The sequence below is a fragment of the Microbacterium sp. S308A+ genome (assembly GCF_049800815.1).
Lineage (GTDB): Bacteria > Actinomycetota > Actinomycetes > Actinomycetales > Microbacteriaceae > Microbacterium.
Genome location: NZ_JBNAFT010000003.1, coordinates 219,796 through 233,800, shown reverse-complemented (window position 1 = coordinate 233,800; position 14,005 = coordinate 219,796). Strand labels below are relative to the sequence as shown.

The following is a 14,005-nucleotide window of genomic DNA, read 5'->3' as shown; positions in this document are numbered from 1 at the left end:
ACCCCGATTGCAACCTTCCCGCCGCGAACAGCGGGAGAGGTCGAGGAGATCAGCCGTTCTCGGCCGCGGGCTCCGCCGGCGGAAGGGGGCAGATCGCGAGCCCCGCCCCCTCGGTGCGGTATCGCTCCGCGGTGAAGGGAAGCGCGAACTCCGGAGCCGTCTGCCCCTCGGCCGGCGGCGCCTTGGAGGCGATCGCCGCGAGCTCCCACGCGAGGAAGCCCGCGGAGGTCGAGGTCGCCGACGAGCCGTTGAGCACGACGGCGACGGTGAACCCGCTGGCGGGGTCCGAGTAGGCGGCGGTGAGGTAGCCCGGCGCCCATCCCTGCTGGCCGATCATCGACCCCACTAGGTAGGCGCCGCCGGTGGCCTGGTACCAGGACGGGCCGTCCTTGACCGCGGGGAGCGGGGAGCCGAACCGGTTCGGCTCCTTCTTCAGACGCAGCGCCTGCCGGGCGTCCGCCTGCGCGTATCGCCCCAGGTCCTCGATGGTGGAGACCACGCCGGCGTCGGTGAAGCCGATGCTCGACGAGCTCACCGTGATGTCGACGGGCGCCGCGCAGTCGTAGCCGGCAGGCCCCTTGGGCACGTAGGACCCCTTCAGCACGGGCCCGCCGGTGTCGGGGGCGGACGGGGCCACCTCCGGCAGGCGGGTTCGGGACAGTCCGAGCGGGTCCGTGACGTACGTGGCGATGAGGTCCGCCGCCGGGGTGCCCGACGCCCGCTCCAAGGCCACGCCGAGGAGGAGGTAGGCCGCGTCGGAGTCCCGATACGACAGGCCGGGGGCGGTCCTGCCCCGCTCGATCCCGTAGCTGGCGAGGGCCTTGGGCGACCACTCTCGCGTGGGGTTGCCGAGGTAGGCGCCGAGCGTCGTCTCCTTGGACGACCCGAGGCCCGAGGTGCCGTTGCAGAGGTTCAGGAGCGTCACGTCGGACATGTTGGGGATCCCGGCCACGTAGTCGGTCACCGGATCGTCGAGCTTCACGACGCCGCGGTCGACCAGGGCGTAGAGCACGTCGCAGGTCATCATGCGCGTGACGTCGCCGATCCGGAACGACATGTCCGTGGTGACCGGCTTCTCCTCACCGTGCGCGACCGTGCCGAGCCCCTCGACCCAGGAGCCGCTCCACGGCGCCCAGACCCCGACGATCGCGCCGGACGACCCGGTGGCCGCCATGGCCCGCGTCACCGCGTCCGTGAGCTCTCCCTGCATGTCCTTCGGCAGGGAGCCCTCCGCCTGGGTCGGCGGAGTGTAGGAGGTCGCCCCGCTCGGGCCGGAGCAGCCGCTGAGAAGGAGGGCGGCGGTGAGCGCTCCCACTGCCGCGATGCGCGTACGGCGCGATGCAAATACGGGCAACCTCAAACCCCCCTGGACTCACCCCTGAGTCTAGGGGGCGCAGCCCGCCGATCCGTCATCCGAGGGGATGATTCCGGCACCGCCCGTCAACGGATCCTCCGCCGGCGGGCGCGAAGGCCGCCTCCGGCCGCGTTCGTCTCCGGCGGGAGGCGTCCGCGTAGAGTGAGTCGCATGCCCAGTCCCTTCGCCGACGACGTCGTCGTCGCCGTGCTCCGTCACATGAACGGCGACCACGTCGACGACAACCTGCTCATCGCTCGCGCCTTCGGCGCTCCCGACGCCATGGCCGCGGTCATGACCGGGTTCGACGGCGACGGGGGCCGGTGGCAGGTCACGGACACCGCGGGCCGGACCACGGAGATCCGCGTGGCCTGGCCGGGCGGTCCGATCACGGAACGACCGGCGGTCCGGCGCGAGGTCGTGGCGCTCTACGACGCCGCCTGCGCCACGCTCGGCGTGACGCCTCGCCCCCACGACTGAGCCGCAGTCCACCGGCGCCGGGGTCCCGGCCGCTTCGAATCCGCCGAATCGACTCGCGCGAGAAGTTAGGCAACCCTTACACTGGGCGCATGGCTGACGTCCTCTCCTTCTCCGCGGCGCTCCGGGAGCGCTCTTCCGGCTCGCACTCCCGCAGCGAGCACGCGGGCTTCATGGCGGATCTGCTCAAGGGCGAGGGCTCGCGTGAGGACTACATCTCGCTCGTCGCCCAGCACTACTTCATCTACGAGGCCCTGGAGACCGCGGGCGAGAGGATGCGCAACGACCCCGTCGCCGCGGTCTTCCTCAGCGACAAGCTCACCCGGCTCCCCGCCCTCGAGGCGGATCTGGAGTTCCTCGTCGGCGAGGACTGGCGCGAGCGTATCGCCCCTCTCACCACGACACGGCGCTACGTCGACCGCATCCGACAGGTCGGCGCGACCTGGGCCGGCGGGTTCGTCGCCCATCACTACACGCGTTACCTCGGTGACCTCTCCGGCGGCCTGTTCATCGGCCGGGTCATGCAGCGGCGCTTCGGGTTCGAGACCAACGGCGTGGGCTTCTACCTCTTCGACGACATCGCCGACCCCAAGGCGTTCAAGGACGTCTACCGCGAACAGCTGGACGCCGCCCCCTGGGACGAGGCCGAGCGCGAGCGGGTGATCGACGAGGTCCTCCTCGCCTATCGCTTCAATACGGAGCTCTTCGAGGAGCTCGATCAGGTGCGCCGGGTCGCCTGAGCCGATCCGGAAGGCATGGCGCCGGTCGTCCGGCAGTCAGACGCCCCGAGGGAGCACGGGCGTCGATGCCTGGCGCGCCTCCCAGGCGGCGCGCATGAAGCGGGTCACGTCGGGGTCCACCCTGATGTCGCTCGGACGCAGCGCCCGGGAGAGATAGAGCCCGTCGAGCGAGGTCAGCCGGGAGAGCGCGACATAGGTCTGGCCCGGCGCGAAGGCCCCTGAACCGAGGTCGACGATCGCGCGGTCGTAGGTCTTCCCCTGCGACTTGTGGATCGTCACCGCCCAGGCGAGCCGCAACGGGAACTGGGTGAACTCGGCAACGACCTCGCGGCTGAGCGTCTTCGTCCCCGGGTTGTACGCGTAGCGGAACCTCTCCCATACCGCAGGCTCGACCTCGACATCCTCGCCGTCGATCTCCACCCGCACGGTGCCGCCCATGATGCGGGTCACGGTCCCGATCGTGCCGTTCACCCAGCGGGGCGGCTCGCCCTGCGCGGACACGTCGTTGCGGAGGAACATCACCTGCGCCCCGACCTTGAGCTTGAGCTCCGTGTCGGCCGGGTAGTTCGCCTCGCCTCGGCCGAAGTCGCCGTTCACCTCCGCCTTCGCCGTCTGCTCCCGCCCCGGGAGGGCGGCGAGGTGGCGGCGGTTGATCCCGTTGACGATGTCGTTGCGCGTCGCGAGGGTGATGATCGGCGTCTCTCCCGGCTCCGGCTCCGGCGGCGTCCGAGCCCCCGCCGCGTTGAGCACGCCGGCGATCTCCGCCGTCACCCGCCCGTACCGCACCGCGTTGAGCATGGCCTTGAACCCGTCGTCCGCCTGCCGGTGGATCTGCACGAGCTCGCGCACATGGAGGTCCGCACCGTGCCGTCCGATGTCGATGAGGCCGTCGTCGGCACCGGACTCGCCAGCCCAGACCTTGGCGTCGAAGAACCAGAAGGAGCGGTAGTGGTCCCGCACATAGCGCAGCTCGTCGCCCCGCGGCGGCACAGGAGCGAGCTGGTAGGGATCGCCGAACATGACGACCTGGACTCCGCCGAACGGCTCCCCCCGGCGACCGCGGGCCTGCCGGAGCGCCCGGTCGATCCCGTCCATGAGGTCCGCGTTGACCATCGAGACCTCGTCGATGACGAGCGTGTCGATCGCGTTGAGGATGCGGCGGGTGGCGTCCGACTGATCGAGCTCCGCGTCGGCGATGAGACCGATCGGCAGGCGGAACAGCGAGTGGATCGTCTGGCCCTCGACGTTCAGCGCCGCGACGCCGGTGGGCGCGCACACGGCGATCTGCTTCGACGTGTTCCAGGCGAAGTGCTGGAGGAGGGTGGACTTGCCCGTCCCCGCACGTCCGGTGATGAAGACGTGCTCGCGCGTGTCCTCGATCAGGCGGAACAGCTCCTGCTGCTCGGCGGACAGGGCGGGAAGGCTCATCGCCACCATCGTACGACCGGCACGCCCCGGCCGCCCCGATCGCATCCGCGAGTGCTCCACGGCCAGCCCCACGACTCGCGCTCGGCCCCGTTCGGCATCGACACAGGCCCGATCCCTAGACTGGCGCGCATGGAGCAGCCGCGTCGGGTCCGCCTGAGGCTCCGACGTGCCCGGCTCTGGCCGGACCTGGCTCTGCTCGCGGTCATCGCCCTGGTGCTCGCCGCGATCCTCGGCGCAGGCGGGGCCGCGCTGTACCGGCAGTTCTACAGCCCGGCCGCGTTCGTGCAGAGCTATCTCGACCTGCTCGCCGCCGGGCGCGCAGCGGACGCACTGCGGGTTCCCGGTGTCGCCCTCGACCGCACCGCCCTCGGCACGACCGACATCCCCGCCGATGCGACCGACGCCCTGCTCCGGCAGGCGGCGCTCGCACCGTTGACAGACGTGACCGTGGAGGACGCGGGAACGGAGGGCGGGGAGGCCCTCGTCACCGCTCGCTACACGGCGGGCGGTCATCGAGGGAGCACAACCTTCCGGGTGCGACAGGAGGGCTGGATCGGCGTCGCTCCGAGCTGGCGCTTCGCGCAGAGCCCGCTCGCCGTCGTCAGCCTCACCCTGCGCGGATCCGAGCAATTCTCCGTGAACGCGTTCGAGCTGGACCGCCGGCAGATCGCCGCCGGCGGCGCCCAGTCCCCCGCGCTCACGCCCGTGCCGATGCTCGTGTTCTCCCCCGGCCTCTACACGCTGGGGATCGACACCGCGATCGCCGAGACGAAGGGGGTCAGCGTCCTCGCCGACGCCCCCGCGGCCGTGGTCCCCGTGGAGGTTCAGGCTCAGCCGACGGCCGCGTTCGTGAAGGTCGTGCAGCAGAAGGTCGACGACTTCCTGGGCCAGTGCGCGACGCAGAAGGTCCTCCAGCCCACCGCCTGCCCCTTCGGCCTGTCTGTGCACAACCGGATCGTCGACGAGCCCGTCTGGACGATCGTGACGATGCCCACGGTCACCGTCGAGCCGGACGGCGCGGACTGGCGCATCCCGCCCACTCCCGCGACCGCGCACATCTCCGTGAGCATCCAGTCCCTCTATGACGGCTCTGTGCGCGAGGTCGACCAGGACGTCCCCTTCCGCATCGACGGCACGATCGTCGTGCAGCCCGACGGCTCGGCGTCGATCAGCGTGGGCACGCCGGACCCGCCGGGCACGACGTCCTGACCTGCGCCGCGGGCCGACCCGTGGCGCAGGTCGGCCCGCGGCGCAGGAGGCCCGTGCGTCAGCGCCCGCGGGCCGCGTCCTGGCGGTCCCGCTCGGCGAGGGCCGCCAGCCGGGCGTTGTACTCGACGAGCTCCGCAGGAGGCCCGTGCGTCAGCGCCCGCGGGCCGCGTCCTGGCGGTCCCGCTCAGCGAGGGCCGCCAGCCGGGCGTTGTACTCGACGAGCTCGGCGTCTCCCGTGCGATCGGCGTGGCGGTCCCGGCGGCGTTCGGCGCGCGCGTCGCTGCGGCTCCACTGGATCGCGACGGTGATGGCCAGGATCAGCGTGGGGATCTCGCCGATGGACCAGGCGATCCCTCCCCCGATGTACTGGTCCTGCAGCGGCGTCGGCCCCCACGTCCGTCCCATGGACCCGTACCACTCGGCGACCATCAGACCCGACTGCATCATGATGGCCATGCCGAAGAACGCGTGCATGGCCATCACGGCGATGAGCGTGATGAGACGGCCGGGGTACGGCAGGCGCCTCGGCACAGGGTCGGCCCCGATGAGGCTGAGCACGAACAGGTATCCGGTGATGAGGAAGTGGATGGTCATCCACTCGTGACCGATGTGGTCCTTCATCGCCCAGCGCACGAGGTCGGTGAAGTAGAACGCCCAGAGCGAGAGCACGAAGAGCGCCGCCGCGACGAACGGGTTGGTCACGACCCTCGAGAACGGCGAGTGCACGCCCCACAGGATCCACTCCCGCGCCCCACGCGTGCCATCATCGCGCCTGTCGAGCGCGCGAAGGGCGAGCGTCACCGGGGCGCCGGCGACGAGCAGGAGCGGGACCGCCATCGACAGCATCATGTGCCCGAGCATGTGCGCGCTGAAGAGGAACTCCTGGTAGGCGTTGATCGGTCCGCCGGTGACCCAGATGAGCATGAGCATGCCGAGCACCCAGAAGACCGTGCGATGGATCGGCCAGGCGTCGCCCCGGCGTCGCAGCCGGCCGACGCCGGCGAGATAGAAGAACGTCCCGAAGAGGGCGACGAGAAGCCAGATGAGATCGATGTTCCACTGCGTGAACCACCGGTCCAGGGTGAACTCCGGCGGCAGCGACGACTTGGTGAGGATCTCGGCCGGCGTGCGCACCGCCGGAGGCTCGGTCCCCGTCGGCGGCGGCGTGCGCGCGAGCGCTGCCGCCGCGCCCGAGGCGAGGCCCATCAGCGCGAGCTCGGCGAGCACGAGGGCCCAGAACAGACGGGAGGCGCGGGCGCGGGCGCCAGACTGCTCGGCGCGGTCGATCCGGGGGATCAGGCGCAGGCGGTACCAGGCCCCGAAGATGCCGAGCGCGAGGAGCAGGACGGCCTTGACGACGACGATCGTGCCGTACGGCGTCCAGAGCGCGTCCCAGCCGCCGAGGGCGACGATCGACCGGGCGACACCGGACACCGCGACGACGATGTAGGCGACCAGCGCGATCGTGGAGTAACGGCGCAGCAGGTCGGGGAACGAGACAGGCCGCGCGTCGTCCTCCTGCACCCTGGAGGATGCCGCACGCTCGCGCTTCGTCCTCTTCTCCTCGGCGGGGCGTGCCGGGGAGCCCTCCGCGCCGACGAGCTCCGTGCGCGTGCCGCGGAGCACGATGAGGAGCACGAGCCCGCCCAGCCAGACGGCCGCGCCGAGGACGTGGAGAAGGATCGAGTTCACCGCCGCGGTGTGACCGGACAGGTCGCCCGAGTGCCCCTGCGTGGCCAACGGGATGAAGGACGCGCCCGCGAGGATGCCGAGAAGGAGCGTGGGCGTCCACGTCCGGAAGGCGAACGCGGCGATCGTGATGACGGCGCCGGCGAGGACGGTGAGGAGCCAGGCGCGCCCCAGATCGAGCTCGATGAGGAATCGACCGAACTGGGCGCCGAACTCCGGCCCCGCGTTCACCTGGACCGGGAAGGAGCGGACGAAGGTGAGGAACGCCGCCGCGGCCGAGGAGAGCGTGAAGACGGCGGCGCCGATCGAGGTGGTGTCCAGGGCCGCGTCGAAGGATCGGGTGCCGCTGCGCAGTCCGAACAGCGCGAGGACGAGCGCGCCGAGCATGACCGCGCCGCCGAGGTTGCTGATCAGCTTGACCACCGGCAGGCCCCAACGCACGAAGGGGCCGGGGTCGCCGATCGCCTGCGGTGCGGCCGCTCCGCCGAACGCGATCGCGAGGAAGAGGGCGATCAGAGCGGCGAGGAGAAGGATCGCCGGACCCGCGACGCGAGCGACGGCGGCGCTGGTCGTCACGGGCGGAAACGCGGTTCGGGTCACGGTTCCAGCCTAGGCGGGCCGATCGGGTTCTCCTGAGCGCCCGCCGCCTCCTGCCTGCGCGCCGAACGCCGAAGGCCGCCCCTCCGTGAGGAGAGACGGCCTTCGCGGCGGGACGTCTTACTTGACGGCGGCCTTCAGCTTGGAACCGGCGGTCACCTTGACACGCTTGCCGGCCGGGATCTTGATCTCGGCGCCGGTCTGCGGGTTGCGGCCCGTGCGGGCGGCGGTCGCGACCTGCTCGAACGAGATCCAGCCCGGGATCGAGACCTTGCTGCCCTTGGCAACAGCGTCCGAGACCGTGGCGAACAGAGCGTCGAGCACGCCGGAGACGGCAGCCTGGCTCTGGCCGGTGGCGCTGGCGATGCTCGCGACGAGCTCGGTCTTGGTGATGGACTTGTCAGCCATGTCATCCTCCAGCGACGAACGTCTCGTCGCTTGTTCGTGAAGTACCGGAGGGCTCATGCCCCCCGTTGGTCGAACGACCGCCTCGAATGTACCAAGCAGTGGCCGGATTTCCGCGTCATATCGCGGGTTTTCCCGTTTTGGGGTGGCGTGTCGCGTCACATCCGTCACTTTTGTCACAGATCGGGCGCCGCGGGGGCCTCCGGGGCTCTCTCCCGGTCCCGCGCGCTCCCGCCGGATATGGCCACGACACCCGCCGATCCGTCACAGGACACGGAAAGGGGCGGAGGATCCGAAGATCCCCGCCCCTTTCCGTGTCAGCTGCTGCTTACCAGCTCGACTTGGTCACGCCCGGCAGCTCGCCCCGGTGAGCCATGTCACGGAAGCGGACACGCGAGATGCCGAACTTCGTGAGCACGCCACGGGGACGGCCGTCGATGACGTCGCGCGAGCGGAGACGCACCGGCGACGCGTTGCGCGGCAGCTTCTGCAGGCCCACACGGGCGGCCTCGCGCTGCTCGTCGGTCGAGGCGGGGTCGACCAGGGCCTTCTTCAGCTCGGCGCGACGTTCCGCGTAGCGGTCGACGACAGCCTGACGCTGCTGGTTGCGGGCGATCTTGCTCTTCTTCGCCATGATTAACGCTCCTCGCGGAATTCGACGTGCTTGCGGACCACCGGGTCGTACTTCTTCAGCACGAGGCGGTCGGGGGTGTTGCGGCGGTTCTTCTTGGTCACGTAGGTGTAACCGGTCCCCGCCGTCGAGCGCAGCTTGATGATCGGACGGACGTCCTGAGCCTTCTTCGCCATTAGAGCTTCACACCCTTCGCAAGGAGGTCCTTGACCACGTTCTCGATGCCACGGGCATCGATCACCTTGATGCCCTTTGCGGACACGTTCAGGGTGACCTTCCGGCCGAGCGAGGGCACGTAGTAGGTCTTCTTCTGCACGTTCGGGTCGAAGCGGCGCTTCGTCCGGCGGTGCGAGTGCGAGATGTTGTGACCGAAGCCGGGAACAGCACCGGTCACCTGGCACACAGCTGCCATGATGACTCCTTCATTACCGTGAGGCCGGACGGCCCCACCCAAGATCCCTTGTCTGCCCCCTCACACGCTCCGAGACCGGTCTCGGCCGGCTCGCATGCGGGAAAGGGGACGAACTGCACACAGGAGCGTGCGCAGACAAAGAGTCAGTCTAGCACGGCAGGCGGACCGGGCCTCTCGCGGGCGGCGTCGGCCGCCCCGCGTCCCCAGCGGAACGGGGACACCGTCGGGTCGCCGTCGATCCAGAACCGCCAGGGGAACGCCGCGGTGCCCGCGACCCCCGCGACCCCGACCCGAGGGCCACGGGCGACGTCGTCGCGAGGATCGTCCAGCCACAGCTCAGCCACGGCGCCGGCCTTCTCCCCCGAACCCACCGCGTCGATCCCGTCGTGCACCGGATGCCGCAGCCCCGAGGCCTGGCCGAACCGGCCGGGCCCGCGGGCCAGATCCCGGAACACGCCGCGGACGCCTTCGCCGGGAACCGGCACGGTCATGCGACGGCGCCGCGCCGCGGCCTCCACACCGAGCTCGACCTCACCCGCTCGCAGGAGCACACCGCCCGCGACGCCCTCGGGCCCGCAGACCACGTTGACGCACGAGTGGATGCCATGGCTCAGATACACGTACAGATGCCCCGGTTCCCCCCACATCGTCGCGTTCCGCGCCGTCCGGCCCATCCGCGCGTGCGAGCCCGGATCGGCGATCGGGCCCGTGCCCTGGCCGTGATAGGCCTCGACCTCGGTGATCCGGATGCGCACCTCTTCCCCGTCCAGGACCGTGCGCAGCCGCGCGCCCAGCAGGAAGGGCGCGACCTCCGCGGGAAGACCGGCGAGGTCATTCCTCGTCGCGCGACGCAGTGCGGGCTCCGAGGTCACCGGCGCGGGCCCATCGAGCACCAGGAGGCGTCGAACCCGGTCAGCACGACCTTCTCCTTGCCCGTCTTCGTGTCGAGCAGATGGGTCTGCATGGTTTCGGGCAGCGGGAGGAGCGACCGGTCGTAGGGGTTGTCGACGAGGTGGGGGGCGACGACGATCGCCGTGTACTGACCGCTCGGAGACGGGCAGAACTGCATGATCGAGTCACCGGCCGGTACGGAGAACAACGTGGCCGCCGCGCCGTCGTCGCCCACGCGTGCGATCGACTGGCCGTCGGGGAGGCCGGCCGCGTTCCGCGAGACGATGTGCCGGAGCGTGCCGCCGGGGTACGGGACGATGGCGGTGGGGAAGCCCATGTCCGGCACCGACGCCGCGAGCGGCTGCTCGGACCCGTTCGCGAGATCGAGGTCCACCAGGCCCGTCGCACGCTCGACCACGGCAGTGTACGTGCCCCGCGAGACCCCCTGGATGGACCGGGCGAGGCCGAGCGAGGTCGGACCCGCGTCTCCGGAGCGATCGTCGACGTAGAGCGCGCCGGTGAAGTCGATGAACAGCACGGCCGCGCTGTCGGGCACGAAGTACCAGTCGGCGGTGCTCGGCATCCTGTCGCCGACCGTCTCGATGACCGGCTCGTCGCCGCCGCGGATCGACTGCGTGACGAGCACGCTCGCCCGTCCGCTCGTGGCGTCGAGCTTCTTGTCGGTGAACGTGTAGCCGACCAGCCCTCCGCGATCGGACACCTGGAGCATGGAGATGAAGCCCTCCGCGGGGAGCGGGAGGGTGCGCTGATCGGTGCCGTCCATGTCCATGACCAGGAGCTGCGACTGGCCGTCGTCCTCCGTGGCCACCACGAGGCGGTCGGTGGTCGCGCGGAAGTCCGTGATCTGCGCATGCCGGAAGACCGGCACCGCCTTCTCGCCGGTGAGGTCGGTGCGGAAGATCGTGTCATCGCCGTCGACGGTGCGCTGCAGGAGGAAGATCCGCGAGGCGGGCGTGCTGAAGGTCGCGCGCAGCGTCCCCTTCGGCCCGCCCTGGGTCCCTTCGACGTCGCGCACCTGCACCGTGTACTCGGTCTGGTCGTCCAGTGGCACCGTGAACCGGATGCCGACCCCTCGGCCGGCGGTGTCGACGGTGAACGGAACCGCCGGCTCGACCGTGACCTGCGACGGATCGACCTCGGCGAGCGGCTCGTTGGCCGTGAGCACCAGACGAGAGCCGGAGGAGTCGATCGCGGCCGCCGGATCGATCTTCGCGGCGCTGACCCGGGGGCCCTGCGTCAGGCTCAGGGCGCTCAGTCCCGCGATGACCAGAACGAGCGCCGTCACGACGCCGCCCACGAGGAGCGCGAAACGCCGCGGCGAGCGGGGACGACCCGCCTCGTGCTCCCCGCCCTCGCCGAAACCGGGGTAGGAGCGCGCCGGATCGTCACGGCGCCGCCGACGCCCCGGACGCTCCTCCCGCGCGGTCGTGGGCGCCACGACGGGCTCGGGCTCGGGCTCGGGCTCGGGCTCGGGCTCGGGCTCGGGCTCGGGGCCAGGGTCAGGGTCAGGGTCAGTGGCCGGAGCGGGTTCGGGGACTGCAACTCCCGCAGATCCGAGCTCGACCGCAGGCCGCGGCTCGAGGGATCGTGGATCGGCCAGGCCAGGCGAGGCGAGGCCGTCCGATCCCTCCTCCACCGGATGGGACTCGGCTGCTGCGGACTCGGCCGCCGCGGCAGCCTCCGCCGCGGCGCGCAGGGCGCGCGCCTCCGCCCGTGTCATCGGGCGGTCGGGCGTCGCGTTCGCATCGTCAGTGCTCATACGGATCCCCCGGCTCGTCGATCCGCTTCACGTCGGTCGGCTCGACCTGCAGCGCACCCTTCCCCGCCGCGCGGACCGTCCCGGTGACCTCCACCCACTGGCCGACGGCGTAGTCGTCCTGCCAGCCGACGATCTCGACCGGCACCGCGGCCGGCTGGGCGTCGATCACGCAGTGCGTGATCACCAGCCGCGTGAGGCGGGCCTGGTCCTTCGCGTCGCCCGCCGGGGTGAGGAAGCCGGTCAGCGTGACAGACGTCCCGTCGTACGTCTCGGGCCGCGAGGAGCTCGCGAAGACGCTCGCCCAGTCGCCGATCCCGAACGCGCTCGTGTCAGTGGCGGTGCCGAGCGCGACCCTGTCGGCCCCCGCGAAGAGCACGTCGGACCCGGGATCGCGCGACATCGCGAGCTGCACGGACAACGAGGCGGGCGGCAGGAGCAGAGCGCCGCCGACCACGCCGGTCGCGATCACGCCGCCGACGACGGCCACCGTCGTCCCGGCGATGCGTCGCGCGGAGAGCCGGCCTGGCCGCGGGAGCCGGACCTGAGCCACGCCGTGGCCGTCGCCGCCGGCGGTGGCGCGCGCGTCGCCGTGATCATGCCCGTGGTCTTGCTCGGCCCCGAGCGGAAGGACGAAGGACCAGACCGCGCCGACGAGCGTCACCACGGCGGCGATGCAGGCGAACACCACCGTCTCCGGGCTGATGTAGAGCGTGAGGCGCCCGGTCAGTCCCAGCACGAGGGTGACCACCGAGAGCACGGACGCGAGCCCGACGCCCAGCCAGCGGGTTCCCACCGCGCCCAGCGTCCCGCGACGCCCCTCCGAACGGTCAGCCAAGGACGTTCACCCCGATCCCGATGGCGAAGGCGGCAAGGATCACGACGCCCGTGATCAGGACGAGGACGCGGGCGCGGAACGTCGTGCGCAGCAGTGCGATCATCTTGATGTCCACGAGCGGGCCAACCAGGAGGAAGGCGACGATCGCGCCGGGCGAGAAGGTCGACGCGAAGGACAGTGCGAAGAAGGCGTCGACGTTGGAGCAGATCGCCACCGTGATCGCCAGCGCGATCATCGCGACGATCGAGAGCACCGGGTTCGACCCGATCGACAGCAGCGCGTCGCGCGGCACGAGCACCTGCACCGCCCCGGCGAGCGCGGATCCGATCACCAGCGCCGGCATCACCGCGCGCAGCTCGACGAGGAACTGCACGAGGCTCCGGCGCATGGGGGTACCGTGCTCGTGAGTCACCTGGTCGCAGGTGTCGCGGAAGTGCGAGGTGAGCAGCGCGTCCGGCGAGGGATGCCTGCTGTAGATCCAGCCGATGAGGTTCGCGATCAGATAGCCGCCGACGAGACGGGAGACGAGGATCCAGCCGTCCCAGCCGAATGCGGCGTGGGTGGTGAGGATGACGATCGGGTTGACGATCGGGGCCGCCATCAGGAAGGTCAGCGCCTCGGCAGGCGCGAGGCCGCGCATCATGAGACCGCGGGCGAACGGCACGTTCCCGCACTCGCACACGGGAATGAGCATGCCGAGGAGCGACAGCACGGCGCGACGCGCCCAGCCGCGGGAGGGAAGCACGCGCTCGATGAGTCCGGGCGGCAGCCACACCTGCACGACGATGGACAGCACGACGCCGAGCACGACGAACGGCAGCGCCTCGAAGAGCACGCTCAACGCCAGCGTCAGCCCGTCCTGCGCCCTGGTCGGGAGGCGGGCGGAGAAGAGCGACGGGACGAGGAGGTCGATCGCGACGAGCGCTCCGACCGCCAGCACGCCGACGAGAACGGCGATGCCCGTGGAGCGACCGCGTCGCGGCGGCTCCGTGCGATGCGGCGGGCGCGCAGCGGCGGGCGCGCGGCGCGCGGCGGCGGTGTCCGTCACTCCGCCCTCACCCTTCCCCATCGCCCGCAGCGCGGTCCCGGACGTTCGCACAGGCCGCGCAGAGGCCGAAGATGTCGACCACGTGCTCCGCGTCGCGGAAGCCGTGCAGCGCCGCGGTGCGCCGGGCCCACTGCTCGACGTCGGAGGCCTCGATCTCGACGGCGAGGCCGCAGGACCGGCAGATCAGGTGATGATGGTGTCCTTCGCTGGCGCAAGCGCGATAGATCGCCTCCCCCTCGGGGCTCTGCAATGAGTCGGCCTCGCCGGCCGCCGCGAGCCCGGCGAGGGCACGGTAGACCGTGGCGAGCCCGATGCCCGTGTTCTCCTCGCGCAGGGTCGCGTAGAGCGTCTGCGCGCTCACGAACCCCTGCGCGTCGGCGAGAGCGTCGCGCACCCGCTCACGCTGCCACGTGTTGCGCTGAGCCATGAGACGAGTCTATGGGCGAGCCCTTGAGCGGCGCTGGGAAGCGCGTGGACGCGGACGGGCGCAGCGGCCGAGGGAGTCGGGC

Annotated in this window: 15 protein-coding genes; 3 read left to right on the top strand and 12 right to left on the bottom strand. The window is 71.2% G+C overall.

Annotated elements, in window-relative coordinates:
• Nucleotides 1-49: 49 nt before the first annotated feature.
• Nucleotides 50-1,315, bottom strand: a complete 1,266-nt coding sequence (locus tag ACP15J_RS10650; protein ID WP_424936965.1) for a serine hydrolase domain-containing protein — start codon at nt 1,313-1,315, stop codon at nt 50-52.
• A 210-nt stretch (nt 1,316-1,525) separates the two neighbouring features.
• On the opposite strand from ACP15J_RS10650, the gene ACP15J_RS10645 reads away from it, so the two are divergent.
• Complete coding sequence (locus ACP15J_RS10645) at nt 1,526-1,834, top strand: DUF2470 domain-containing protein (RefSeq protein WP_424936964.1); 309 nt, start codon at nt 1,526-1,528, stop codon at nt 1,832-1,834.
• Between the two features lie 89 nt (nt 1,835-1,923).
• A complete protein-coding gene (locus tag ACP15J_RS10640; protein WP_424936963.1) occupies nt 1,924-2,571 on the top strand; it encodes a heme oxygenase (biliverdin-producing) in 648 nt (215 codons plus the stop codon).
• Between the two features lie 36 nt (nt 2,572-2,607).
• Here ACP15J_RS10640 and ACP15J_RS10635 read toward each other — a convergent pair whose 3' ends face one another.
• Nucleotides 2,608-3,999 (bottom strand): ATP-dependent DNA helicase, encoded by a 1,392-nt coding sequence (locus ACP15J_RS10635; RefSeq protein ID WP_424936962.1) that lies wholly within the window; start codon nt 3,997-3,999, stop codon nt 2,608-2,610.
• 129 nt (nt 4,000-4,128) lie between these two features.
• Between ACP15J_RS10635 and ACP15J_RS10630 the strand changes: the two genes are divergently transcribed.
• A complete protein-coding gene (locus tag ACP15J_RS10630) occupies nt 4,129-5,208 on the top strand; it encodes a hypothetical protein (protein WP_424936961.1) in 1,080 nt (359 codons plus the stop codon).
• Nucleotides 5,209-5,358: 150 nt separating this feature from the next.
• On the opposite strand, the gene ACP15J_RS10625 is transcribed toward ACP15J_RS10630, so the two are convergent.
• The 10 genes from ACP15J_RS10625 to ACP15J_RS10580 form a co-directional block, all read right to left on the bottom strand.
• On the bottom strand, nt 5,359-7,497 hold the full coding sequence (locus ACP15J_RS10625; RefSeq protein WP_424936960.1) for a cytochrome c oxidase assembly protein: 2,139 nt from the start codon (nt 7,495-7,497) through the stop codon (nt 5,359-5,361).
• A gap of 117 nt (nt 7,498-7,614) precedes the next feature.
• Nucleotides 7,615-7,902 (bottom strand): HU family DNA-binding protein, encoded by a 288-nt coding sequence (locus ACP15J_RS10620; RefSeq protein WP_045250850.1) that lies wholly within the window; start codon nt 7,900-7,902, stop codon nt 7,615-7,617.
• 325 nt (nt 7,903-8,227) lie between these two features.
• Nucleotides 8,228-8,533 carry a 30S ribosomal protein S14 gene (rpsN, locus tag ACP15J_RS10615; protein ID WP_424936959.1) on the bottom strand — a complete coding sequence of 102 codons (306 nt, stop codon included), beginning with the start codon at nt 8,531-8,533 and terminating at the stop codon, nt 8,228-8,230.
• A gap of 2 nt (nt 8,534-8,535) precedes the next feature.
• Complete coding sequence (gene rpmG / locus ACP15J_RS10610; protein WP_046014935.1) at nt 8,536-8,706, bottom strand: 50S ribosomal protein L33; 171 nt, start codon at nt 8,704-8,706, stop codon at nt 8,536-8,538.
• Nucleotides 8,706-8,942: a 50S ribosomal protein L28 gene (gene rpmB / locus ACP15J_RS10605; protein ID WP_424936958.1), complete on the bottom strand. Its 237-nt coding sequence runs from the start codon at nt 8,940-8,942 to the stop codon at nt 8,706-8,708. Before rpmB ends, rpmG begins: the two co-directional genes overlap by 1 nt.
• 143 nt (nt 8,943-9,085) lie before the next feature.
• A complete protein-coding gene (locus ACP15J_RS10600) occupies nt 9,086-9,835 on the bottom strand; it encodes a DNA-3-methyladenine glycosylase (RefSeq protein WP_424980933.1) in 750 nt (249 codons plus the stop codon).
• A complete protein-coding gene (locus ACP15J_RS10595; protein ID WP_424936956.1) occupies nt 9,811-11,613 on the bottom strand; it encodes a hypothetical protein in 1,803 nt (600 codons plus the stop codon). Before ACP15J_RS10595 ends, ACP15J_RS10600 begins: the two co-directional genes overlap by 25 nt.
• The gene (locus ACP15J_RS10590; RefSeq protein ID WP_424936955.1) at nt 11,603-12,448 is read right to left on the bottom strand and encodes a TIGR03943 family putative permease subunit; all 846 of its coding nucleotides are present in this window, start codon (nt 12,446-12,448) and stop codon (nt 11,603-11,605) included. Before ACP15J_RS10590 ends, ACP15J_RS10595 begins: the two co-directional genes overlap by 11 nt.
• Nucleotides 12,441-13,496 carry a permease gene (locus ACP15J_RS10585; protein ID WP_424936954.1) on the bottom strand — a complete coding sequence of 352 codons (1,056 nt, stop codon included), beginning with the start codon at nt 13,494-13,496 and terminating at the stop codon, nt 12,441-12,443. The genes ACP15J_RS10590 and ACP15J_RS10585 overlap by 8 nt, the downstream gene beginning before the upstream one ends.
• Nucleotides 13,497-13,503: 7 nt before the next feature.
• Complete coding sequence (locus ACP15J_RS10580; RefSeq protein ID WP_424936953.1) at nt 13,504-13,923, bottom strand: Fur family transcriptional regulator; 420 nt, start codon at nt 13,921-13,923, stop codon at nt 13,504-13,506.
• Nucleotides 13,924-14,005 lie beyond the last annotated feature (82 nt).